The sequence below is a fragment of the Chitinophaga sp. CF118 genome (assembly GCF_900112615.1).
In the GTDB taxonomy this organism is placed as follows: domain Bacteria; phylum Bacteroidota; class Bacteroidia; order Chitinophagales; family Chitinophagaceae; genus Chitinophaga.
Genome location: NZ_FOMK01000004.1, coordinates 767,927 through 792,079 on the forward strand (window position 1 = coordinate 767,927; position 24,153 = coordinate 792,079).

At 42.5% G+C, this 24,153-nt stretch carries 21 protein-coding genes; 5 read left to right on the forward strand and 16 right to left on the reverse strand.

The features are described from left to right. The first annotated feature begins 11 nt into the window (after window positions 1-11). Both BM176_RS19340 and BM176_RS19345 read left to right on the forward strand, forming a co-directional pair. Window positions 12-905 (forward strand): 1-aminocyclopropane-1-carboxylate deaminase/D-cysteine desulfhydrase, encoded by an 894-nt coding sequence (locus tag BM176_RS19340; RefSeq protein WP_090105937.1) that lies wholly within the window; start codon window positions 12-14, stop codon window positions 903-905. Window positions 906-968: 63 nt separating this feature from the next. Then, the gene (locus BM176_RS19345; protein ID WP_090105938.1) at window positions 969-1,739 is read left to right on the forward strand and encodes a hypothetical protein; all 771 of its coding nucleotides are present in this window, start codon (window positions 969-971) and stop codon (window positions 1,737-1,739) included. Between the two features lie 112 nt (window positions 1,740-1,851). On the opposite strand, the gene lipB is transcribed toward BM176_RS19345, so the two are convergent. Further along, window positions 1,852-2,556 carry a lipoyl(octanoyl) transferase LipB gene (gene lipB, locus BM176_RS19350; protein WP_090105939.1) on the reverse strand — a complete coding sequence of 235 codons (705 nt, stop codon included), beginning with the start codon at window positions 2,554-2,556 and terminating at the stop codon, window positions 1,852-1,854. 83 nt (window positions 2,557-2,639) lie between these two features. Between lipB and BM176_RS19355 the strand changes: the two genes are divergently transcribed. Together BM176_RS19355 and BM176_RS19360 are read left to right on the forward strand one after the other, a co-directional pair. Further along, complete coding sequence (locus BM176_RS19355; protein WP_090105940.1) at window positions 2,640-3,704, forward strand: RluA family pseudouridine synthase; 1,065 nt, start codon at window positions 2,640-2,642, stop codon at window positions 3,702-3,704. 208 nt (window positions 3,705-3,912) lie between these two features. Continuing rightward, window positions 3,913-5,574: a gliding motility-associated C-terminal domain-containing protein gene (locus tag BM176_RS19360; RefSeq protein WP_090105941.1), complete on the forward strand. Its 1,662-nt coding sequence runs from the start codon at window positions 3,913-3,915 to the stop codon at window positions 5,572-5,574. A gap of 176 nt (window positions 5,575-5,750) precedes the next feature. Here BM176_RS19360 and BM176_RS19365 read toward each other — a convergent pair whose 3' ends face one another. The 9 genes from BM176_RS19365 to BM176_RS19405 all read right to left on the reverse strand — a co-directional run bounded on the left by BM176_RS19365 (window position 5,751) and on the right by BM176_RS19405 (window position 12,276). Then, a complete protein-coding gene (locus BM176_RS19365) occupies window positions 5,751-6,683 on the reverse strand; it encodes a hypothetical protein (RefSeq protein ID WP_143097861.1) in 933 nt (310 codons plus the stop codon). 26 nt (window positions 6,684-6,709) lie between these two features. Next, the gene (locus BM176_RS19370; RefSeq protein WP_090105943.1) at window positions 6,710-7,549 is read right to left on the reverse strand and encodes an anti-sigma factor; all 840 of its coding nucleotides are present in this window, start codon (window positions 7,547-7,549) and stop codon (window positions 6,710-6,712) included. A gap of 3 nt (window positions 7,550-7,552) precedes the next feature. Next, window positions 7,553-8,104, reverse strand: coding sequence for an RNA polymerase sigma factor (locus tag BM176_RS19375; protein ID WP_090105944.1), 552 nt, complete (start codon window positions 8,102-8,104; stop codon window positions 7,553-7,555). Window positions 8,105-8,338: 234 nt separating this feature from the next. Continuing rightward, on the reverse strand, window positions 8,339-9,184 hold the full coding sequence (locus tag BM176_RS19380; protein WP_090105945.1) for an anti-sigma factor: 846 nt from the start codon (window positions 9,182-9,184) through the stop codon (window positions 8,339-8,341). A 5-nt stretch (window positions 9,185-9,189) separates the two neighbouring features. Further along, a complete protein-coding gene (locus BM176_RS19385; RefSeq protein WP_090105946.1) occupies window positions 9,190-9,735 on the reverse strand; it encodes an RNA polymerase sigma factor in 546 nt (181 codons plus the stop codon). Between the two features lie 67 nt (window positions 9,736-9,802). Further along, the gene (gene def / locus BM176_RS19390; protein ID WP_090105947.1) at window positions 9,803-10,381 is read right to left on the reverse strand and encodes a peptide deformylase; all 579 of its coding nucleotides are present in this window, start codon (window positions 10,379-10,381) and stop codon (window positions 9,803-9,805) included. A gap of 70 nt (window positions 10,382-10,451) precedes the next feature. After that, complete coding sequence (gene ruvX, locus BM176_RS19395) at window positions 10,452-10,862, reverse strand: Holliday junction resolvase RuvX (RefSeq protein WP_090105948.1); 411 nt, start codon at window positions 10,860-10,862, stop codon at window positions 10,452-10,454. 8 nt (window positions 10,863-10,870) lie between these two features. Continuing rightward, window positions 10,871-11,737 (reverse strand): UbiA-like polyprenyltransferase, encoded by an 867-nt coding sequence (locus BM176_RS19400; protein WP_090105949.1) that lies wholly within the window; start codon window positions 11,735-11,737, stop codon window positions 10,871-10,873. Further along, complete coding sequence (locus tag BM176_RS19405; RefSeq protein WP_177230458.1) at window positions 11,734-12,276, reverse strand: RNA methyltransferase; 543 nt, start codon at window positions 12,274-12,276, stop codon at window positions 11,734-11,736. Before BM176_RS19405 ends, BM176_RS19400 begins: the two co-directional genes overlap by 4 nt. Window positions 12,277-12,350: 74 nt before the next feature. On the opposite strand from BM176_RS19405, the gene mutS reads away from it, so the two are divergent. After that, complete coding sequence (gene mutS / locus BM176_RS19410) at window positions 12,351-14,957, forward strand: DNA mismatch repair protein MutS (RefSeq protein ID WP_090105950.1); 2,607 nt, start codon at window positions 12,351-12,353, stop codon at window positions 14,955-14,957. Window positions 14,958-15,041: 84 nt separating this feature from the next. Here mutS and BM176_RS19415 read toward each other — a convergent pair whose 3' ends face one another. From BM176_RS19415 to BM176_RS32960, 6 genes are all read right to left on the reverse strand, one after another. Continuing rightward, on the reverse strand, window positions 15,042-16,361 hold the full coding sequence (locus tag BM176_RS19415; protein WP_255373545.1) for a c-type cytochrome: 1,320 nt from the start codon (window positions 16,359-16,361) through the stop codon (window positions 15,042-15,044). Between the two features lie 44 nt (window positions 16,362-16,405). After that, entirely contained in the window at window positions 16,406-17,713 is a 1,308-nt protein-coding gene (locus tag BM176_RS19420; protein WP_090105951.1) for a cytochrome c, read from the reverse strand. Window positions 17,714-17,733: 20 nt separating this feature from the next. Further along, window positions 17,734-18,309 carry a redoxin family protein gene (locus BM176_RS19425; RefSeq protein WP_090105952.1) on the reverse strand — a complete coding sequence of 192 codons (576 nt, stop codon included), beginning with the start codon at window positions 18,307-18,309 and terminating at the stop codon, window positions 17,734-17,736. A 240-nt stretch (window positions 18,310-18,549) separates the two neighbouring features. Then, window positions 18,550-20,133: a SusD/RagB family nutrient-binding outer membrane lipoprotein gene (locus BM176_RS19430; RefSeq protein ID WP_090105953.1), complete on the reverse strand. Its 1,584-nt coding sequence runs from the start codon at window positions 20,131-20,133 to the stop codon at window positions 18,550-18,552. 37 nt (window positions 20,134-20,170) lie between these two features. Next, entirely contained in the window at window positions 20,171-23,452 is a 3,282-nt protein-coding gene (locus BM176_RS19435; RefSeq protein ID WP_090105954.1) for a SusC/RagA family TonB-linked outer membrane protein, read from the reverse strand. A 278-nt stretch (window positions 23,453-23,730) separates the two neighbouring features. Beyond that, window positions 23,731-23,859 (reverse strand): hypothetical protein, encoded by a 129-nt coding sequence (locus BM176_RS32960; RefSeq protein WP_255373546.1) that lies wholly within the window; start codon window positions 23,857-23,859, stop codon window positions 23,731-23,733. Window positions 23,860-24,153: the final 294 nt, after the last annotated feature.

Genomic DNA, 24,153 nt, shown 5'->3' on the forward strand with positions numbered 1-24,153 from the left:
ATTTGAATAACATGGAGGTTGATTACAGGAATATTATACTGCAAAATATTACTCCTTCATGGCTGCCTGATAACATCCAGGCAGCCATGTTGCGTTTAGACCTGTTGCATCCTGAAATATCGGGTAATAAATGGTTTAAACTGAAATATAACCTGGAAGCTGCCGGCAAACGCCGTATTCTCACATTTGGTGGTGCATATTCCAATCATATTGCGGCCACAGCTGCTGCTTGTGAACTTGCGGGATTACCCTGTATCGGCATTATCAGGGGAGAAAGGCCACTTCAGCTCAGCCATACCCTTCAGTTAGCTGTTGAAAAAGGTATGCAACTTGAATTTGTGAGCCGGGAAGTTTACCGCCACAAAGACAGCACAAACTGGACTCCCCTTTTCCCGGATGCATATATAATTCCTGAAGGAGGAAACAATGTTGCCGGTGCCAGAGGGTGCCAGGAGATTCTCTCGCTTGCAGATACAAGTGCTTTCACCCATATTCTCTGCGCGGTAGGTACCGGTACAACGTTAGCTGGTCTTATCAGCAGTGCGCAGCCTCATCAGTTAGTACAGGGTTACGTAGTATTGAAAGGGGCTACCTATTTACAGGAAGAAGTAGCAGCATTACTTAGAGGGATCGCCGATCTGCAAGGATCTGTTTTCCATGCTGCCCCCTGGACACTGATTCATGATTTCCACGGCGGAGGATATGCAAAAACCTCCTCCGGTCTTATCAGTTTTATCAATCATTTTTACCAGGAAACCCGGATTCCGCTGGATGTGGTATATACCGGCAAACTGGTATGGGGCTTTAGCCAGTCTGCCTTCCCGGCAGGCAGTAAGATATTACTCATTCATACCGGAGGTCTTCAGGGAAATCTTTCTTTATCTCCGGATGTTTTAAACTTTTAAAAAGTCGTTTACTATATTTGGACATAGTTGTATTTTTGCCAACTTGGATCGGAATAAGTTAATATGAAGCAGTTGACGCGTTTTTTTATTGTAGCGGTAATTATTACTATAATATCAGCATTTGAAGTTCAGGCACAAAATGGAATTCCTCCGGTTCTGCCGGAGTTCTCTGCTCTTATTAAAACAGGTAAGATCCAGCTGGATTTCATTTCCGGTTTCAGAGATGTAGCCCAGATAGGTGTACAGCGCTCGCTCGACAGTGTGCAGTACTTTTATACAATTGGATATGTGTCTTCCCCTAATGATTACAGGAACACCTTTTCAGATGCTAAACCATTACCAGGCTCTAACTATTATCGCCTGCTGGTAACTTTTAACTCAGGTAAATACCTCTATACCAAAATAATGCTCGCTGTGGCCGACAGTACCATTGATGCCGGACGGAAATTGCAGCTGTCAGATGTGAAGGAAGCTGTAGCAGCTGCTGCTGCGGCAGCCAAACAAAATACTACCAACCCCACTACAGGGGTTAAAGAGGAACCAAAAAAAGAGGAAGTAAAGGTAGTAGTGTGGCATCCTTCTAACTATGTATATACTACTGTAGACGGCAATATTAATATCAAACTACCAGATGCTGCCAATAAGCGCTATTCGGTTAAATTCTTTGAACCCGATGGCTCTTTCCTTTTCGAAATCAAAGAGGTAAAAGAACCTTTCCTCATCCTGGAAAAAGCAATATTCCTCCATTCCGGTTGGTTCAACTTTGAGATTTTTGAGGGTAATAAATCATATGAGAAATGGAACCTCTTCATTCCATTGAACTACAAGAACTAAACTGTACTGATTCTCATCCTGTTGATCTCTAATTATCTTAAAGGATAACAGATATTTTGTTGATTCATAATCAATATGTAAACAGGCTAAACACAGATGGATCCGAAAGGAATCATTTAACTATTATCGTTCCTCCAAATACATCTGCAAAGTGTTGCTGCATCTTTGCTTTAACCTCTGCTACCGGTATTTCCCGGCCCAGCTCTTCATTCAGGGATGCCACTTTCTTATCAGTAATCCCGCAGGGAATAATATTGTTAAAATATCGCAGGTCAGTATTCACATTCAGGGCCAGCCCATGCATGGTTACCCAGCGACTGCACCGCACTCCCATAGCGCAGATCTTACGGGCTCTTGTTTTATCTTCCGGATCCAGCCAAACACCGGTTTCTCCGGGAGACCGGCTACCGGTGATCCCATATTCTGCCAATGTCCGGATCACCACATCCTCCAGAAAACGGAGATATTTCCCGATATCTGTGAAGAAATTCTCCAGGTCCAGAATAGGATACGCTACTACCTGCCCAGGGCCATGATAAGTAATATCCCCTCCGCGGTTAGTAGGGAAAAAGTGGATGCCCTGCTCCTGCATCTGCTGTTCGCTGATCAGCAGGTTTTCTATATGCCCGCTTTTACCTAATGTATATACAGGCGGATGTTCGCAGAACAGCAGATAGTTTGTGGTATCTTCTTCACCCGTTCCCTTTCCCCTGGCCAGCTTGATGCGTACGTTCTCCTGCAGGAGCTTTTCCTGGTAATCCCAGGCTTCCTGATAATCTATTCTTCCTAAATCGGCTGTGTGAATCTCTTTGTTCATATGGCAGCCGCAAAGTTACGAAGTTTGGATACATAGGGCAGTAGATAAACAATTCTTACCTTTGCAAAAATTTAAAAATCCTCATGGTGGAAGAATTGCTTGAATTGGACGATGAACTGGATAATGAAGAAGGCAGCAGTGAGCTGTTCGAAAGGGTAAATATTATAGCTGATAAGGGGCAGGAGCCTCTTAGAATAGATAAGTTCCTGATGAACAGGGTGGAAGGTGCTACCCGAAACAAAATCCAGCAGGCCTGTGAAGATGGGATGGTAGTGGTGAATGATAAGCCCGTAAAGTCCAATTACAAGGTAAAAGCGCATGATCATATCATCGTATTTACCAGTAAGAATCCCGAGAATACAGAAGTGATACCTGAAGAGATGCCGCTGGACATTGTATTTGAGGATGAAGATATTATGCTGATTAACAAGCACCCGGGCATGGTAGTACATCCCGGCTGTGGCAACTATACCGGTACACTGGTAAACGGACTGGCATGGTATCTCGGAGATCATACCGTTGCCGAACCGGCCCTCCCCCGTTTCGGGCTGGTACATCGTATAGATAAGAATACAAGTGGACTGCTGGTTATTGCCAAGTCGGACAAAGCGATGAATGACCTGGCCAAACAGTTCTTTGATCACACCGTACATCGCCGTTACCTGGCACTGGTATGGGGTGATTTTGAAGAGGATGAAGGCACTGTGGTAGCCCATGTAGGCCGTCACCAGCGGTTCCGTAAGATAATGGATGCCTATCCGGATGGAGAATATGGTAAAGAAGCAATCACACACTACAAAGTATTGGAGCGTTTTAATTATGTAACCCTGATCGAATGCCGGCTGGAAACGGGCCGTACTCACCAGATAAGGGTACATATGCAGCATATTGGTCATTCCCTGTTCAATGATGAAACGTATGGAGGGAACCGCATCAGGAAAGGAACCATCTTTGCCAAATACAAACAATTTGTAGAAAACTGCTTCGAACTCATGCCCCGTCATGCCCTGCATGCGCAAACACTGGGCTTTGTCCATCCCCGCACCCGTCAGCCTATTCATTTTGAAAGTCCGCTGCCACCGGATTTTACGGCAGTGCTGGACAGATGGAGAACTTATGTATCTGCAAGACCACTTACTGAAGAGTAAATAACACAGCTAAAAGAAAGGCACCCTGCAAGCAGGGTGCCTGAAAACAGCTTTAAGCTGCTTTACTTCTCTCTGGGTAAAAATAGGACATTCATATGGTTAGGGATGCTAACCCGATGTTAACAAATAAACTTTTTGGTTAATTCCATTAAAAAAATTAAACATATCACAAAATTCTTTTAATTTAGTGCCTTACCCATGTCCCTACATGAGAAACCTATATCTTCTTATAGTGGTTATTGTATTTGTACTTGGCTCCACCACGGCCAGGGCTGCTACACCCTTTACCTTCACGACTACCTGCCTGAATGATAATGTAAAATTTAACATTGCCATGGCTGACCAGACCGGCATAGATTCCCTGAAATGGAATTATGGCGATATGGCTTCCGGCATAAAGGATACATCCTCAGCCATGCAGGGCGCACATATATATACTGTAGCCAGTACTTATACTGTTACGCTGGTAGTCTTCAGAAGTGGTGTCCAGGACCTTACTACAATGGATATTACCATTGTAACACCTGTCGTTTATGATTTTGGTCCTCAGGACCAGACCATCTGCGACGGTGCTACCCTCACCCTGACCGCTCCAACCGTAGCCGGTGCTACCTACGAGTGGCAGGATAGCTCCACAGGACAAAGTATCATTGCCGACACAACTGCTACCTATAAGGTGAAGATCAACGGATGTTTGATACAAGACTCTGTGAATGTGTACTTTACACCCATTCCGGAGCTAGACCTGGGCGAAGATGTGATCCTTTGCCTGGGAGAAACCCTGCAACTGGATGCTACTGCACAGAACTGTACCTTCTTATGGAGCACAGGTGCTACCACTCCCGATATTATTGTTCACAGTGATGTGGCCACTCCCACGATTCCTTATATCGTAACTGCAGACGCACAAGGCTGTGGAATTTATAAGGATACGATCAATATTACCTTTGCAGGTGCACCACACCCTTTTTCACTGGGACCAGATACCCTGCTCTGCCCCGGAGAATCTGTGACTTTCTCCGCTGAAACACCAGGAGCTACTGCATATCGCTGGAGCAATGGTTCACGTATCGTAACGGCCACTGTCAGAAGTCGCTGGGATCTGCACGTGTTTGTAACCATTAATGGTGTATGTGATGTGCTGGATACCGTGAAAGTTAGGTTTTATGCCCTCGGCGATGTTAATCTTGGAGGAGATACCGTAGTCTGTAAAGGAGAAACACTTGTACTCACTGCCGATTTCGGAAATGGTACCTATCGCTGGCAGGACACATCCAAACAGGCTACTTATTATGTACGCGAACCCGGTTATTATTATGTGAGAGCAGTAATAGGCCGTTGTGTATCAAGCGATACCGTACGCGTACTATTTGATGATACACTACATGTAAGACTCGGACCCGATACCACTCTCTGTAACGGGGAAGTATTCAAACTCTATCCTGCAGGGGCCGGTTGGCAATACAAATGGCAGGATAGTAGCTTTGTACCTGTATACTCAGTAACCACACCCGGAATATATGCCTTGGTGAGCAGTAATACCTGCGGCCAAACAGTTGATTCTATCGAAATAGACTTCAAGGATTGTTCTTCACAGGTATATATCCCCTCTGCATTTAGTCCGAATGGAGACGGGCTGAACGACTATTGGCGGCCGAAATACAGAGGTGTAATTACCAACTTCCAGATGAGTGTGTGGGACAGATGGGGCGAAAGAGTCTATTATACCACAGATCCCCAGGTAGGATGGACAGGAACAAAGCAGGGAAAATCCTTACCAACCGGCACTTATATATGGGTAATGGAATATACCAGCGGAGATACCAATCAAAAGGTAAAAAAGAACGGAACAATAACGATTGTATATTAATAAGAAGAATTTACATAAAATACGAATGGCCTGCACTTGCAGGCCATTCGTATTTTAGTTTGTATTATGTCTGGCTGAAACCTGCCATTGTAAACCTATACTAAGACTTGACATATTCCAGAGAGGACAGTTGCCCCCTTGTAATCCTGAACTACAGAAATGGAGAGATAATTTATCTATTCCCCTTTAAAATCATGGAATTTAGCGATGAATACAGCAGTCTCCCTCTTTTTGAAGGGAACGTCCCAGGTACCATCATAAGTAACAAGAGCAGGAATGAGTAAGCCCTGCTGTTTCGTCATCTGTACATTCATCCGCACATTAAAGTCGAACAGCAGCGTTTTATAAGAGAGTGAATATTTGCGTCCTACAATTTCGAAGTTTTCTTTATTGAAGTAAGTGATCAGTTCATTAATCACCACATCTCCCCTGTCAATGATATTAAGATTCTTTTTAGCAATGGCAGAGAATACATAACAGGAAACATTCAGGTAATCTTCTGATTTAATGGAGAAATCATAGAAGCGCCTTACTTCCGGATCAAATATTGCCACTTTGCCACCTACGATAGGCACTCCTTTTACTGGTTTCCCCGGATTAAAGATGAGTTTCTTTAATTGTGTTTTGTGTTTTGCCATGCTGCCCCCTGATTTTTCGGGTATTTCCCCACTGGCATCAGCGCACACGGTTCCTTTAGTAAAAAAGAGGTTGGCATATAATTCTGCGGTGTAGTAGTTATATTCTCCTTTGGAGGTATAGAAGTCGCCGCCCACATTTTCTTCCAGCACTTTCATGGTATGGCAGCGTCCCTGCATATTTTGCTGGATCTGGCTTTTCAGGAATGCCTGGATCTGTCCTTTTTTATTGTAAATACGGATATCATTATCGGAAATATAGCCTAGCAGACGGAGGTTCTTAAAGGCCCTGTAAAAGGTAGTATCATCTTCTACCCTTTTGATAAAACTATTGACATCAAAGCCTATACGCTTTGCCTGTACCGTGACCTCATCAAGAGTCACTGTCATTCCTTTGTATACAACAGAAGTATCCTGTGCGTAAGAGTAATTGGAAAGGAATAATATCACAAAGTACATCCAGAGTTTTCGCATATGCGAAATTATGGATTTTACCGGTTTCAGCTAGCTTTTCCTGCTACATACATTTGCTCCATTGTTGGAACGGGACTACCACCTTTGTTTTCCAATGTGATAGCAAACATTTGGGCATTGTCAATTGATTTCATTTTCTGGAGTAGTTCTTCTGCATTGGAGGTTAAACTAAACACACCCATGTCTACAGGTTTTCCATCTACGATAGCCCATAACTGGTATTGTTTATCGGGAGCCGGTGTTGGCAGGTTGTTTGGTAACAGGAATACTTCTTTTGACGTCTGATTCCAGTACACGGTAGCCATTGCAGTTGGGAAAGGCTTGGTACCGGGCATCTTAACCGTTTTCATGGAAGGATTTCTCACTATGTCCAGTGAGTGTTTTATTTGTTCCAGACGTGAACGATAACTATTTTCTTCTGATGTCAGGGAATTGTTTGTAGTTAATAATGTATTGTATCTCGCCTTATATTCACTCTCTTTGGTGAAGTAGATATAGTTAAGTAAAACACTTCCCAGTAATAACAGACTTGCGGCTACGGCAGCCCAGCGCCAGGAACTGCTTACAAACACTTTTCTGACAGGGTTATGTTCTATAATTTGCGTTTCTTCCGTTTCAATTCTGTTCAATCTTCCTGCTTCTTCATCTGCAATAATCCTGATAAGATTTTGCTTTACAACGGGTGGTGGTGGAACAGAATGTAACATTATATAATGCTCCATACCCAGGCGGCAGTTTTCTACTGCTGAAGCCACTTCCGGATATTGAACTATAGCGGTTTCCAGTTCCTGCAACTCTTGTGGAGCAGCCAGCCCGCTTATATAGGCTTCAATTAATCCGGACGATATGTAACTTGATGCGCCCACTTCTTATGATATTTTTAACAAGTTTCGTAATTGAATAATTGCGTTCCTCATCCTTGTTTTCACAGTACCCAAAGGGATCTCAAGCACCTTTGAAATCTCTTCCTGTGTGCAGCCTTTATAGTATGCCAGATCAATAATAACTCGTTGTTCTTTAGTTAGTTTTTCAAGAACCTTTGAAAGTCCCAGATGGTCAACTGATGGGTGTACGGTTAAATTAGTTGTATATAAATGTACGTCATCTCCTAACACTTGGATTTTCTGTTCCATTTTATGAGCTTTCGAGCGCAGAGTATCAATGGCGGTATTGCGGGTAATGTTAAGCATCCAGGTAAACAAACGTCCCTTGCTTTCATCATACCGGTCAATATTACGCCATATCTTAAGGAAAACTTCCTGTAAGACATCACCGGCATTGCTTTCTTCATTCAACACTTTCATTGCCACACCATACAAAGCAGGTGAATAACGGTCGTACAGGTAGCCGAATACCTTCTGGTCTTTGGCTTTCAGCCCCTGCACCAGCTCAGATTCCGTATATGTGAACGCGGATTCCAAAACAATTAATAAATTTTGTTAAAAATAACGTTTCGATGCTGCTCAACGATTAATGCAAAATATCACTTCAGCCGTATACGTTACAAGAAAGATACCCGTTTACCGGTACAGCTGTATGTTTGCTCTCAATGTAAGTTCTGACTAATAGTTAATGGGAATGCAATTATAAAGGAAATATAGCAATTATTAAGGAATAATTGATAATGAGGCGATAAGAGAAGATTAAGGGAGAGATCAGCTGGCTACTTTGCCGGCAACAAACATCTGATCCAGGGAGGGAGTAATACTTCCACCTTTCTTTTCAAGGGTAACAACAAATACCTGCGCGTTCACTACGGGTTTTACTTTCTGTAAGGATTTAGTCATATTGCCCAGTTCGAAAACACCTGCATCAATGGGATGTCCGTTTACAATAGCCCATAACTGGTATTGTTTATCTTCTGAGGTGGCGGGTAATTCCTGTGCGAGTATAAAAGTTTCTTTTGATTGAGGGTTCCAGCAAACTGTTGCAACGATACCGGTATGTTTATTAACACCTTGCATCTTTACCCATTTAAAAGCAGGGTCCTTCATCATATCCATCTCTTTCTGTGCCTGCTGATATCTTTCTGAAAAAGCATTTTTCTCTACAGATAATGCTTCCTGTTCTTCTGATAATTTTGTGTTCTTATTTTTATATTCATCAATGCGGCTCACAAAAACAAAGTTCATGATACTGCTGATGATTAATAACAGAATAGCTGCTGCTGCTCCATATTGCCACATTTTCAGCACAGGAATCTGAGGCATTAGAGAACGGGGTTCTTCCTCTTCCTCTACTGCTTCTTCCTGTACAGGAACAGTGACCTCTTCCTCTTTCTCATTCAGCCTTTCCATCAACTGCTTCCTCAAACCTGCGGGTGGCTTTACTGCCCAGATCTGAACATAACGTTCCATATCTACGCGAACAGCATCTGCCGCAGCCTTTACTTCGGGATATTGCATAATGGCAGCTTCCACTTCGCGGGCCTCCGATTCGGAGACCAGCCCTGCAGCATGGCTTTCTATTATGCCTGACGATATGTAACGTTGAACATCCACCTTACTTACAATTGTTTTAAAATGGTTCGTAATTGTATGATCGCATTACGCATCCTGGTCTTTACAGTACCTAAAGGAATATCAAGAATCTTTGAAATCTCCTCCTGTGTACATCCTTTATAATAGGCCAGGTCGATAATAATGCGTTGTTCCTTGTTCAACTGTTCTATTACTTTCGTCAATCCCAGGTGATCTACAGCCAGGTGCACTACAAATTGCTCCATAGCAATAGCGCTACCCAGCTCCTGGATCTTAAGTCCCTGTTTATATGCTTTTGAACGTAAAGTATCTATTGCAGTATTACGGGCTATATTCACCATCCAGGTAAACAAACGTCCCTTATCAATATCATAGCGTTCTATACTACGCCAGATTTTGAGAAAGATTTCCTGAAGCACATCTCCGGCAATAGTTTCATCATTGATAACTTTGAGCGCTACACCAAATAATGCCGGTGAATAATGATCATATAAGTAACCGAAATGTTTCTCGCTCCGGGATTTTAATCCAAGAACAAGTTCGGCCTCTGTATATGTTAGTGCTGTACCCAATGTATTTGCTTAGTTTGCAGGCACTAAAATAACAGGGTTTTTTAACATTACAAAATATTTATCTATTTTATTTATGGAATACCATCTTGTAATCTACACTCACCTTACCTTTTACAATATCCTCTAATTTGCCTTTAATCATTCTGCGCTTGAGTGGCTTCAGATGATCTATGAAAAGTTTTCCATCAATATGATCGTATTCGTGGAAGATAACACGGGCGGTAATACCGGTAAAAGTCTGTTCCCGGGGTTGGAAGTTCTCATCTACATAGCGCAGGCGTAAGGATTCCGGACGATATACGTCTTCCCTCACCTTAGGTATACTCAGGCATCCTTCATTATAAGCCCATTCATCACCTGCGGTTTCAACTATATGTGCATTAATGAAAACCTGTTTTACACCATTATCACCTGGATATTCTGCACGTTCCTCTTCATCCAGGCTATTAATGATCTGTTCACTATCTACTACAAACAGGCGGATAGGTCTGTTTATCTGTGGTGCAGCCAGTCCTACGCCACTTGAAGCATACATGGTTTCCCACATGTTGGCGAGCAGTTCCTGCAATTTTGGATATTCAGGTGTTATATCTTCGCACATTTTGCGTAAAACCGGGTGTCCGTAAGCAACTATAGGTAAAATCATCAGTTCAAATATTTTTCAGAAGTGCAAATGTAAAGATCAATGACGAATTAAATACTGCAGTAACCGGTAATTATCGGCTGCGAAGATATTCCTGGAGAATGATGGTTGCACTAATCTCATCTACCAGGGCTTTATTCCGGCGGTCCTTCTTTTTCAGTCCACTATCAATCATCGTCTGAAATGCCATTTTTGAAGTAAAGCGTTCGTCTATTTTTTTAACAGGGAGTTCAGGGAAGTTTTTTTGCAGAATCCGGATACACTCCGTTACCAGCGAGGTTGCATCTGTACTGCTGCCATCAAGGTTTTTAGGCTCTCCTATCAACATCAGCTCTACCGGCTCTTCCGCCATATATTTTCTCAGGTAAGGAATCAGCTCGTGTGTCAGCACTGTTATCAGTCCACTTGCTATCAGCTGCAAAGGATCGGTCACTGCCAGCCCTGTCCGCTTCTTTCCATAATCAATTGCCATTATACGTGCCATAATACTCCTTATCCTATTAATAACATATCTGCAATGGCAAATACGGCAAATACCACACTCGCTATACCATTGGTGGTCATAAAAGCAAGATTCACACGACTAAGATCATTCGGTTTTACCAGCAGGTGCTGTGAAATGAGCATCAGCACAAATACCGCCGCTCCTATTACGTACAACCAGTGAAACTGTCCGTCAATCCCGATGATAATAGCCAGAATACCTGCTACCAGATGCAGTCCTTCAGAGAAATGCAGCGCTCCTGCTTTGCCAAGCCAGGCTGGAATAGAATTCAGCGACAGGGAACGGTCAAAATCCTCATCCTGCAAAGAATAGATGATATCAAATCCGGATACCCAGCAAAGTACCAGCAACGATAACAATACCGGTAACAGGGCAAAATGTCCTGCCACAGCCAGGTATGCGCCCACAGGAGCCAGTGATAATCCTAACCCCAGTACCAGGTGACAGAAGGCAGTAAAACGCTTGGTATAACTATAACCCAGCACCACCAGCAATGCTACCGGCGACAGGTAAAAACACAAAGGATTAATGAACCAGGTAGTCGTCATGAACAATACACAGTTCGCAATCACAAACAACAATGCATTCCCTTCTGTGATCACTCCCCTGGGGATTTCGCGCTGCGCCGTACGAGGGTTCTTCTTATCTATATCTGCATCCAGCCAACGGTTAAAAGCCATCGCAGCACTACGGGCAAACACCATACATAATACCACTAACAGGAACAACTGCCAGCTGAATGACTGCTCCGCTTTTACTGTAGCTATAAAGAAGCCCGTCAGGGCAAATGGCATAGCAAAAATAGTATGACTAAATTTTACAAGTGATAGGTACTTGTTAACTGTACTGATCATATTGCTTTCTCTTTTTTCAACTTTACAAAGATATCCCAAACTACGATACCTGTGCTAACAGATATATTAAGGGAGTGCTTTACGCCCGATTGCGGTATTTCTATACAGCCAGACACCATCTTCATAACTTCCGCATCTACACCGGAAACTTCATTCCCAAATACCAGTGCCAGCGGTTTCCCCCCATCCGGCATAAAGGCATCCAGCATTGTACTTTGTTCAGCCTGTTCAATCGCCATCACAATATAACCCGCCTCCTGCAATGCCGTTACAGCTTCTTTTGTAGTTGGAAAGTATTGCCACTCAACTGTTTCGGTAGCACCCAGTGCTGTTTTCTGGATATCCCGGTGTGGCGGAACAGGGGTATACCCGCATAATACAATGCCCTGAAGCAGAAATCCGTCTGCTGTACGGAATACAGATCCCACATTGTGCATGCTACGCACATTATCCAGTACCAGCACCAATGGTGTTTTATCGGCCGCTTTGAACTGCTCCACCGTTTTACGGCCCAGTTCATCCATGCTCAGTTTACGCATTTTGCAAAAGTAAGATAATGACAGTGATTTTAGCAGGTCAACGGCACGTCCTTACATTTCTATATATTTGCGGCATGGCTAAAAGCAAATCGGAAGAAACCCCACTGATGCAACAGCATAAGGCAATTAAAACCCGTTACCCGGATGCCGTGCTTTTGTTTCGTGTAGGAGATTTTTATGAAACTTTTAATGAGGATGCAGTTATTGCGTCCAAAGTTCTGGGCATTGTACTCACCAAAAGAGCAAATGGCTCCGCGTCTTACGTGGACCTGGCAGGTTTCCCCCATCACTCACTGGATACCTACCTGCATAAACTGGTAAAGGCCGGCCATCGTGTGGCCGTATGTGACCAGCTGGAAGATCCCAAATCAGTAAAAGGCATTGTGAAACGTGGCGTTACGGAAATGGTAACTCCGGGTGTGGCTGTGAACGATAAAATATTGGAGAACGCCAGCAATAACTTCCTGGCAGCAGTCCATATTGGTAATGACAATATCGGATTAGCATTCCTCGATATTTCTACCGGCGAATTCTTTGCGGCACAGGGAAGCGTTGAATATGCGGATAAACTTCTGCAGAGCTTTAAACCAGCAGAAGTACTCTATGCCAAACAGCAACAGAAAACTTTCCGGCAGCACTTTGGTACAAAGTTCTATGTCTACACCATGGAGGAATGGATCTTTACCACCAACTATGCGCAGGAAATTCTCTTAAAACAATTTGAAACACATAGCCTGAAAGGCTTTGGTATAGACGAGCTGCCGGATGCCATCATTGCCGCGGGTGCTGCCCTGCACTACCTGCGGGATACTGAACATCCGCATCTACAACACATCACCAGCATCCAGCGGATAGAACAGAATGACTTCCTCTGGATGGACCGTTTCACTATCCGCAACCTGGAACTCCTGAACAGTGGCGTAGAGAACGGGCACACCCTTCTCAATACATTGGACAGCACCGTAAGTCCCATGGGCGCACGCCTGCTGAGACGCTGGCTGGTATTTCCCCTGCGGGACATTACCAAAATCAACGAAAGGCTGGATGTTGTAGAATATTTCATCAAAGAAACAGACCTCTCAAAAGCACTGCATCATCACCTGAAACAAACCGGCGATCTTGAAAGAGTAGTATCAAAAATACCGCTCCGGAAAATAAACCCCAGAGAAGTTATGCAGTTGGCTAAAGCCCTGCAACAGGTAGAAGGTGTGAAGACATTGCTGGCAAACTCAGAAAACACCTACTTACGTGATCTCAGCCACAAGATGGATCCCTGCCCTGATATCTTACAAAGGATTCTCGAACAGATAGTGGAAACACCGCCTGTACTTGTAAGCAAAGGAGGCGTGATCCAATCAGGGATCAACGAAGAACTGGATAAACTTCGTATGATATCCACTTCAGGAAAAGACTATCTGCTGAAGATTCAGCAAAAGGAATCAGAGGCAACAAACATATCGAGTCTGAAAGTGGCCTTTAACAACGTATTCGGTTATTATCTCGAAGTAACCAATTCGCATAAAGACAAAGTACCTGATACCTGGATCCGTAAACAGACACTGGCTAATGCCGAACGCTATATTACACCGGAGCTGAAAGAGTATGAGGAAAAAATCATCGGCGCTGAAGAAAAGATCCTTTCACTGGAAGTACAACTTTTCGATGATCTGTTGCTGGCTTTACAACCGTACATTCAGCCCATCCAGCAGAATGCACAAATACTGGGACATATAGACTGCCTGCTTAGCTTTGCCACCAATGCTATCCAGTTTAAATATCGTCGCCCCACTATCACAGAAGGTTTCAATCTTGATATTAAAGAAGGCCGCCATCCGGTGATTGAACGCGGATTACCTCCGGGAGATTTGTATGTGGCCAACGATATCATTCTTGATAAAGAACAACAACAGATCATTATTCTCACTGGTCCTAACATGAGTGGTAAATCGGCACTGCTGCGGCAAACGGCCTTGATCACACTCATGGCACATATGGGCAGCTTTGTACCTGCTGCCAGTGCTGAGATAGGATTAACAGATAAGATCTTTACTCGCGTAGGAGCGTCCGATAACCTGAGTGGTGGCGAGTCTACCTTCATGGTTGAAATGAACGAAACCGCCAGCATCATCAATAATATTACGGCCCGCAGCCTGGTAATTCTCGATGAAATAGGTCGTGGCACCAGTACATACGATGGTATTTCCATTGCATGGAGCATCGTGGACTTCCTGCATGATATGACGGACCATAGGCCTAAAACGCTGTTTGCTACACACTATCATGAGCTCAATGAATTAGAGAACAAGCATGGTCGTGTTAAAAACTACCATATTACCAATAAGGAATCAGGTAATAAGATCATCTTCCTCCGCAAACTGGCGCCTGGCGGAAGCCGGCATAGCTTCGGTATTCACGTTGCCCGTATGGCAGGTATGCCTCCGGAGTTGTTACAGAGAGCAAATGAAGTACTGGCTCACCTGGAAGAAAAACATATCGATGCTCCACTGGACAAACACGTGAAAAATATGGCCTCACCAGCTCCCAAAGTACAGCTGAGCATATTTGATACACACAGCGATACATTTAAACAGATCAGGGAAATGCTGGATAATGTGGATATTAACCGCCTTACCCCTGTGGAAGCGTTGCTGAAATTAAGTGAGATTAAAAATCTTATATAACTACATACTAAAAATCCGGATGATGCAATTACATCATCCGGATTTCAGTATTAACATTTATAAGATCCTGATACCGTAATTTTACTACTTTTTTAACCCTACATTAATTTCTTCATCTCCATCCTCATAAGGCAAGCTCACAACTACAAGTGTCAGCATTTCATCCTTTGAACGCATAGCACCATATACCGTTGCCGGCGGACTGGATTGATTCATCGGGTTATCTGCCGTATTATCATAAGTACCTTCTATTGTTACAACTGTTCCTGCGGGAATCTTCATCAATTTGGGAAACCAGTAAATCTCCTGCCAGTTAAAATTCCAATCCGGAATAGATACCAGCCGGATAGTATCTCCGGAAGGTGTAACTGCATAAGCCTTGAAGATCTTCCCTAAATAGTGCATATGTGGCCATACATAAAGTAATGACTGATCGGTAGGAGTCGCTACTTTTACCTTGAAACTTTTAACAACACCGGGAGGAATATAAAAATAAGGATCGATCTGTTTTTCGCCAACACCACCGGAACCAAATGAGATGGATTGGATATGCCGTTTCACAGGTGTTTTGGTAAAAAAGAATTGTACTCCGTTGATTACATCTTCGGGTTTCGCCAAAGGAGCATAATGTACTGTCAGTAACACGACACCCCGCTTAGGCATGATCCAGCCCATATTTGCAGGATAAGACTCGTAAGAACTACCGGGAACCCATCCCCCGAAATAGATCATGTTCGTCCTGTATGGTACATACTGTTCATAATATTCCACATGCGACTGTGCATCTTCCATATAATCTGCCGTATGGTAAATATCCAGTTCAGGTACAGCGTCCACTTCAAAGTTGGCGTGATGTACTACCTTCCTGTTATTGGTAATAAATTCAATCGCTTCTACATTGGTAGAATCCGGCAGCTCAAAAGGTATCTTATATACCACAAATCTTTCCGTATTATCTCCCTCCACATGAAATGCAGTTTTCATCGATAATACAAGATCCGGCTTACGATTATAACGCGTTCCTGCAACATAATTATTCTCATCATTTCCGGTGGATTTGCCCTTCGGCATTTTATGATCTGCCCAATCAGCAATCATTGCAATCTGTTCATCTGTCAGTTTTCTCTCATTGGTAAATGATACATAGTGCGGATCGGGCATCCACGGTGGCATATACCGTGTCTGTGTGACTTTCTTTATAAAGGAAGCTCTCTTGGCAACATCTTCATATGTGACCAGGGAAAATGGGGCACCTTCGCCCTGCCGGTGACAGGGAGTACAGTTACTATGTATAACTGGTGCTATATGCTCGGACCAGGTAATTTTCTGCGCAGTAGATTCTTTGCAGAAGAAGGTGAAAAAAGATAATAATAACAGGACGATAATGCCGCCTCTCATACTCATTCACTAATAATTAGGTGTTAAATAAAGCATTATTCATATGTCGTTTATTCCTTCATCTTTATATTCTCATCTCCTTTCTCGTAGGGCAAAAAGATCATCACTAATGTGAGCATCTCGTCTGTTGTTTTCATATCCCCACTGGAATAAGTAAGCCGCGGCGGATTATACGGATTAGAGGGATTATTCACGGTATTATCGTAAGTCGCTTCTACGGTCAATACAGTCCCTTTAGGGATCTTCTGTAATTTCGGGAACCAGTAAGGCTCCTGCCATTTAAAATCCCAATCCGGGATAGATACAAACCTGATAGTATCATTTGCAGGAGTGATCCCATATGCCTTGAATGACTTTCCGAGATAATGCATATGTGGCCATACATACAGGAAAGACTGATCTTCCGGAGCGGTTACCTTTAACTTAAAGCTCTTAACCACATTGGCCGGGATATAAAAATAAGGGTCGATATCTTTCTCTCCTACTCCACCGGAGCCGATGCTTACTGCCTGGATCTGTCTCTTTACCGGTGTTTTGGTAAAGAACAGCTGGATGCCGCTTACATTTTCTTCATCTTTACCCACTGGTGCATAATGTAATGTAAGAAGGATAACACCGCGTTTAGGCATGATCCAGCCAATATCTTTCGGATAGGATTCATAAGAAGTGCCGGGAATCCATCCTCCGTAATAAATCATCTTTTTCCTGTAAGGAACGTATTGTTCATAGTCAAGGCGGGATCCTTCTGTAAGGTTGATGTAATCAAGGGTATTATAGAGATCCAGGTTCGCAGGAACGTCATCTATTTCATAATTGGCGTGGTGTATAATCCGCTTATTGGTAGAGGTGAATTCGATAGCCTCCACGTTCATGGAATCTGGTAGTTCAAAAGGGATTTTATACACAATAAACCTTTCCGTATTATTTCCTTTCACCACAAAAGCCTTTTTCATGGTAAGCACCAGGTCTGGTTTACGACCATAATGTGTACCTGAAATAAAAGAAGTATCATCTTTACCAGCTACAGGTTTCCCTTTAGGCATGTTATGATCTGCCCAGTCAGCAATCATGGTAATTTGCTCATCTGTCAGTTTCCGCTCATTGATAAAGGATACATAATGAGGATCAGGTTTCCAGGGAGGCATGTACCGGTTCTGCGTTACCTTCTTAATGAAAGCAGCTCTTTTGGCAACATCTTCATAGGTATTAAGCTGGAATGGAGCAGCATCACCATCATGGTGACAGGGAGTACAATGATTATGTATAATTGGTGCAATGTGCTGATACCATGTAATGCGCTGGGCATCAGCTATATGAAAGAAAAGAACCAGGAATACGGACAACGTAACACATTTCATACAAACCACTTCTATAACAATCAGAAATTACTGATAAGGCAACCTATCGGTTTAGTAGCAGCAAGGGGCTCCCCTCCTGTTTCTAAGTTATTTATAGCCTGTTCAAGATATTTTTTCGAGGCTACTTTTCTTGTTTTCCCTAATCCTACCACCCAGTCGTCAATCAATCCCCTGTAATGTTCTTTCCCGTTACTGCCTATCAGGATTACTTCCGGCGTAACGGTTGCATGCAGTGAGGTGGAGAGGTGCTTGGCAGGATCCATCAGTACCGGGAAAGTTATGCCATAGTCTTTGGTAAAAGTTGCCACTTCACTTCTTGCAAAAGTGGCCCCGCTGATGATGCCATAGAATTGTACATCAGGGTGCTTATTCTGCAGTGCTTCAAGCACAGGTGCATAATTCCGGCATAACGGACACTCTGTTGACAGGAATATATACGCCACTGATTTGCCAACGGGTTTCACCGCGAACGTTTTTCCTTTAAAATCTTTTAGCCTCGTAGCTGATGCTATTTTAACACCAGCAATTAACTGTGCACTGAGAGGCTGTGAAATTAACAGCCATCCTAAAAGCACTAATAAAAACAGCTTCGACATAACGATTTGTTTATCATAACATTTATCATGGCACAAGTATTCTGGTTGATATAGCTCTAAATGAGAGCCGTGGATTTGCTCTCTGATACAATATACACATTAACTATATAAATATTCCTATATATTGAAAATTAATCTGTTTTAAGAAGAATTGGGGGAATTGGAGTTAATAAGGTATACAAAAAAAGCAGATGGCCCGCTAAAAGCGAGCCATCTGCATATAAGATTTCAGTGCATGAATTACTTCACGTCCCAGAAGATCTTGGTATCTCTTTTATCTTTTGCGGCTACAGCATTGTAGTTAACTGTATTGTACAGGGTTTCTGTAGAAGGATACAGTAAACGTACAGGAGGCGCTGATGCATTACCGTTACTGGAAGTTGCGAATTGCAAAACAGGATAATCAGTTCTTCTTAACTCAGCCCATGCCTGACCTGTTTCCAGAATACCGAAATGTACCCATTTCTGCGTGTAGATCTTTGCTAGTTTTTCTGTAGAAGTACCGCTGTAAGCAATAGGTGTTTTTAACAGGAAAGCAGCAATCGTAGCACTAGATGGTACATGTAATGTATCCCATTTTGTTGGAGGATTGTCTCTAGCTATTTTTGATTGGTTAATACCATAGTAAAATGCTACTGATTGGTAAATAGCATTTTCATATGATGACTGGGCACTTCCAACACCCCATCTTTCACCAGCTTCTGCTTTCAGGAAACTTACCTCAGATGCAGTAAAGATTACATCCGGGATATTGTTGTTATAGTAGAAAGTAGCAGAATCGTAAGTAGCAAATCCACCAGCTCCATACTCAGTGCTGGTTACGTTGTAAGGAACACCTTTATAACCATTGTTGGCATCAGCATCCCAGTATACTGCTGTACGTGGATCACTATTCTGTACCATCAGGGTATCCATCAGGTAAGCGGGCGCATAACCGAAGTCTCTGAATACATCATACAGATCACTTCTTACAGCAGTTGGGCTCATTTTGAAGAGTGCATTCTGGCTGTTATCTTCTATCAAAGGATAGGTAGCAGCATCTGCAAGCATAGCCGTAATTTCTGTTTGCGCTTTAGATTCACTCACATTAGAGATTCTCATTAATAAACGCAGACGTAGTGAGTTGGCATAACGTTGCCATTTGGAAAGATCTCCAAAGTACATCAGATCCGCTTTTGCCAGTCCTGATGCAGTGGTTGGCGCTAAGGTAGCAGTATCAAAATAAGTGTTCAGCTCTTTCAGTCCTGTAATCAGTGTATCATACAGCGCTGCAGCATCGTCAAATGGAGCAGGTTTAACGGTACGGTCAGCTGTGTTCAGGGAACTTGCCTTGGTGAAAGGAATATCACCCCAGAGGTCAATCATTTGTGAAGCCTGATCATATACCAGTACCTGTGCACATTTCAGATACGCTTTCTGTTGTTGCTGTTCTGTAGGAGTCAATGAACCGATAGACAGCTGCATTTCCCTGTAGTTGTTCAGTATACCAGGACCGCTATAGTTATAGTCAGTACCTAAGCTGCCGTTGTAAAAATCTGTCCAGCGACCTTCTGTATAAGAAGTATTGGGTACATACATCTGGTTGCCTGGTGATAATGATGACAGCTGAGAGAAAGCTGCAGTAGTAGGCATGATGAATGTATAGTAATCCCAGTAAGAAGGATGGATTCTCTTATTCATGAACATACCTGAAAACAGTTTGCCCAAAGAACCGTCAGCTGTTAATTCCGGGTTCAGATAATTATCCTCCAGTTTTTTCTTGCAGGAACTGAATGTACCTACCAGCAACATCAGGAGGGCTGCATTTATCAAAAGTTTTTTCATTATTGTCTTTTTAAAAATCGTTTAGAAAATCAGTAAACTAGAAACGTGCGCGCAGACTAGCACCCAGGCTTCTTGTAGGACCAGCACCACCATTATCAATACCCTGATCCAGCCATCTTGAACCTGTAGCTACTTCAGGATCTAAACCATAAGGAAGTGATTTATAAATGTAGAACAGGTTACGTCCTATCAGAGACAGTTGTATGCCCTGGAAGTGCACTTTCTCAACAATGCTCTTAGGCATGTTGTAAGTCAACGCTACTTCACGAACTTTGATATAACTGTTCTTCATTACTGCAGCAGAATAATCACCATCTCTCCAGTTGTAATTGCTCAGGTAGTAATTAGCAGCAGAAACAACTTTATCATTTGCAGTTCCATCAGCTTTAACACCTGGCAGGATTACACCATCATTACGTGAACCACCTGCAGCTGCAACATACACAGCATTCGCTTCGTCAGTTACGTTGTAAGCAATACCACCATGAGCGGCATCTCTGTACTGTAGTGTGCTCTTATACATACCTCCACCCAACTGATAATAAGTAGGGATAGATGTCAGTACACCACCATAACGGTAGTCCATAGTTACATCTAAAGAGAAACTTTTGTAAGAGAAAGTATTGGAGAAACCACCTACTACTTTAGGCATGATGTTACCAGCCAACATATAATCTGCTGTATTTACGGAGTACAGGCCATTAGTACCAACAACACGGTTACCCTTAGCGTCAGTTAACATTGGGTGTACATAGATGTTACCCAGTGGGTCACCTACCTGTGATCTTGCGATTGCATAACCACCACCTTCAAAGTTTTCAGTTAAGTTGGTAAGACCATTGCTCAGCTCAAGCAGTTTGTTTTTGTTGATAGCCATGTTGAAACGGGTAGTCCAACGGAAATTCTTGCTAGTATATGGAGTAGCATTGATAGCTGCTTCAAAACCGGAGTTTTGCAGTGTACCAGCATTAACCAGCTGAGATGTACCTCCTGAAGAAGATGGAGAAGTTGCAAACAGGATCTGACGTTTTACTTTGTTATTGTAGTAACTCACATCAACACCCAGTTTTCCCCCCAGGAACTTGGTTTCTAAACCAAACTCAGATTCTGTTTTCTGTTCAGACTGCAGATCTTTATTACCAAACTGGTTAGCATTAGGCTGCTGATAGATTACGTTTGCTGCGTTATACAGAACACCGTACTGGTTGTAAGCGATGTTAGTCTGATAAATGGAAGGATGGTTACCCACCAGACCAAAAGACGCTCTTACTTTACCGTAGTTAAAGAAAGAAGGCAGTTTCACTACATCAGAGAATACAAAACCTGCGTTGAATGAAGGGTAGAAATAAGTGTTCAGCCCCTTAGCCAGTGTAGAAGTACCTTCATAACGGGCAGTTCCTTCTACATACAGGAAGCTCTTGTAGTTCAGGTTTAAGATACCAAAGGTTGCTACGTCTACCTGTGTAGCACGTGCAGTCTGAGTACTTATAGCATTTGCAGAACTGCTCAGACTGAACCAATTTTCGTTTACAAGACCACCATCTGTTGAAGTAGACTCATAAGTATAATTCTGTTTACGACCGGTAGCACCAGCTGTTACAGAAAGACCGAGGTCTTTAGTCAGTTTTGGGCTATATATTAATAACGCATCTCCGTAGACAACATTATTAATCCTTGTCTGCAGCCAGTATCTTCCGCTATAACCTAAAGAATTGGGTTTTTCATTATGCTCCTCATCTACAATATTCAGCGTAGTGAAATCACCACCAGCTCTTGCTCTGAAACGCAGGTTATCAAGAATGCTAACATTTAAAGTAACACTGTTAATAAAACGGTTCTGGGTTTCGTCGTAATTATTACGCAGGTTGTTCCACAGATAATCAAGCAGATTAGTTGCTCTCATATTGTATGCAAAACGCTGGTCCTGATCGTAGTTGAAGTTATTGAACAACACGTATTTGTAACCGTTAGTAGTCTGATACCTGTCTTTATAAGTATTCATATCATCCATACGGCTCGCGAAACCATTGTAAGAACCAAACAGGTTACCCATTGCTTCCGGACGATTGTGTGTGAAGTTGTTATTGTAAGTAGATACGATGTCTACAGATACTTTCTTGCTGAGGTTCAGTGTACCATTGAAGTTGAAGTTATTCTTATTCAGTTTGCTACCTGGCATGATGCTCTTGTAGTCAGTACGGGTATAAGAAAAACGGTAGTTACCAGCTTCGCTTGCATTAGACATTGCAACGTTCAGTGCAGAGTTATATCCTGTCTGATAAAAATCCTTGTAATTATTCTTTACAGGAGAATACTTTTTAGTAGTACCATCCCAGTAGATAACATCGCGGCCATCATACTTAGGACCGAACTGTGCGTACGCTCTATAAAAAGGGTGTTTAGAACCATCGGCTTCAGTTACCCAGCCATCCCATGAAGCTGGAATAGTGAGGTTAGTCTGTGCATCATAACCAGGACCATATACTTCCTGGAAATCAGGAGTAGAAGCCACTTTTTCCTGGTTGATAGTATAGTTCAGGTCAACGTTCATTCCATGAGCGCCTTTAGTACCTTTCTTGGTAGTGATTACAACTACACCATTGGTTGCTTCAGAGCCATACAGCGCTGTTGCACTTGCACCTTTCAGTACAGAAAGGCTTTCGATATCTTCCGGATTAATATCCAGCGCACCGTTACCATCTATCCTGTTATTGGAAGTATTGAAAGACGATTGTGTAAGTGCACTAAAGTTTCTGATGGGAACACCATCAACTACATATAAAGGCTGAGTGCTTCCATTGTAAGAAGATACGCCTCTGATCTGTACAGCAACAGCAGAAGAAGCACCACCCGGAGCAGAAACAATCTTCACACCAGCAGCTTTACCATATAAAGCAGATGCGAAGTTAGTGCTACCTGTCTGGGTAAGTTCTTTAGATGATACAGTACTAACAGCGTAACCTAATGCACGGGTTTCTCTTTTAATACCCATAGCTGTTACCACTACTTCCTGTAATCCTTTAGGATCATCCACCAGCCCAACATTCAGGTTAGTGTTATTACCTACGGGCACTTCCTGCTTAAGAAATCCCATATAGGAAAATACAAGGGTACCTTCAGGATTGGCGCTTAATTTAAAGCCTCCGTTTCCGTCGGTAGTAGTACCATTAGTGGTACCTTTCTCAGAAACACTTACGCCGGGGAGCGCAGAGCCTTTCGAGTCTTTTACTACGCCGGTGATGGTTATTTTCTGCTGCGCCCAGGCAAACTGAATGCACAAAACAGAAAGAACCGCAAATAAGAAAAGCGATCTCTTCATTTTTATTTTTTTAAATTGATACTGTGGTGTGTTTAAGGATAAACTTTATATACAAGGTTGTAATATTTTAAGTTACGGGCATAGCATTCCAACATACACTATCGCTGATAGCATTTAAAAAACAGCATGCACTAAATAAGTCCTTTCGTTATACTGACAATTGCATCCTTATCCGTGATTTTGTGGATCTATTAAGCATAGGAAATTGACAAGTGAAAATGAATATATCGATAATGAATTATTTTGAACTGGTCATTCTTTTACCCTTATCGTTTACTTTATTGTTTATTGTCCATTTGGTTGATGCTACATTGTAATAATAATGTTCGCATACTGAAAGTTTTACTACGTGAAAGTACCCTTTCCATTGTTCCCTGTTTCGCTACCATTCCTGCTACTGATTTCATGCTACTGTTAAGTTTATCACAATACTTTAACGTTTTAGCAATCTACTATTAAAAAAAGAAAAAATTTGCATTTCTCTACAGCCTGTCCCTAGCCTCATTGTGGCTTCAAACTTATATAAAGTTTTTCTACTTCGCAAATATTTTTTGCAAAACTTTAACTAAAAACAAGCCTGCTAAAATGATTCAATATTACAATAACACCTTCGTTGTAAATATTGATTATAAGCACTTTATCTCTTTTTAGATAGTAAACTAATTTAGCATATTAGCAATTTTGTACTACGTTTTAGCAAG

Bases quoted from the DNA above. Each gene is read 5' to 3' on its own strand.
- BM176_RS19340 (WP_090105937.1), top strand. From the start codon at position 12: ATGGAGGTTGATTACAGGAATATTATACTGCAAAATATTACTCCTTCA.
- BM176_RS19345 (WP_090105938.1), top strand. From the start codon at position 969: ATGAAGCAGTTGACGCGTTTTTTTATTGTAGCGGTAATTATTACTATA.
- lipB (WP_090105939.1), bottom strand. From the start codon at position 2,556: ATGAACAAAGAGATTCACACAGCCGATTTAGGAAGAATAGATTATCAG.
- BM176_RS19355 (WP_090105940.1), top strand. From the start codon at position 2,640: ATGGTGGAAGAATTGCTTGAATTGGACGATGAACTGGATAATGAAGAA.
- BM176_RS19360 (WP_090105941.1), top strand. From the start codon at position 3,913: ATGAGAAACCTATATCTTCTTATAGTGGTTATTGTATTTGTACTTGGC.
- BM176_RS19365 (WP_143097861.1), bottom strand. From the start codon at position 6,683: ATGCGAAAACTCTGGATGTACTTTGTGATATTATTCCTTTCCAATTAC.
- def (WP_090105947.1), bottom strand. From the start codon at position 10,381: ATGATTTTACCTATAGTTGCTTACGGACACCCGGTTTTACGCAAAATG.
- ruvX (WP_090105948.1), bottom strand. From the start codon at position 10,862: ATGGCACGTATAATGGCAATTGATTATGGAAAGAAGCGGACAGGGCTG.
- BM176_RS19400 (WP_090105949.1), bottom strand. From the start codon at position 11,737: ATGATCAGTACAGTTAACAAGTACCTATCACTTGTAAAATTTAGTCAT.
- BM176_RS19405 (WP_177230458.1), bottom strand. From the start codon at position 12,276: ATGCGTAAACTGAGCATGGATGAACTGGGCCGTAAAACGGTGGAGCAG.
- mutS (WP_090105950.1), top strand. From the start codon at position 12,351: ATGGCTAAAAGCAAATCGGAAGAAACCCCACTGATGCAACAGCATAAG.
- BM176_RS19415 (WP_255373545.1), bottom strand. From the start codon at position 16,361: ATGAGTATGAGAGGCGGCATTATCGTCCTGTTATTATTATCTTTTTTC.
- BM176_RS19420 (WP_090105951.1), bottom strand. From the start codon at position 17,713: ATGAAATGTGTTACGTTGTCCGTATTCCTGGTTCTTTTCTTTCATATA.
- BM176_RS19425 (WP_090105952.1), bottom strand. From the start codon at position 18,309: ATGTCGAAGCTGTTTTTATTAGTGCTTTTAGGATGGCTGTTAATTTCA.
- BM176_RS19430 (WP_090105953.1), bottom strand. From the start codon at position 20,133: ATGAAAAAACTTTTGATAAATGCAGCCCTCCTGATGTTGCTGGTAGGT.
- BM176_RS19435 (WP_090105954.1), bottom strand. From the start codon at position 23,452: ATGAAGAGATCGCTTTTCTTATTTGCGGTTCTTTCTGTTTTGTGCATT.
- BM176_RS32960 (WP_255373546.1), bottom strand. From the start codon at position 23,859: ATGAAATCAGTAGCAGGAATGGTAGCGAAACAGGGAACAATGGAAAGG.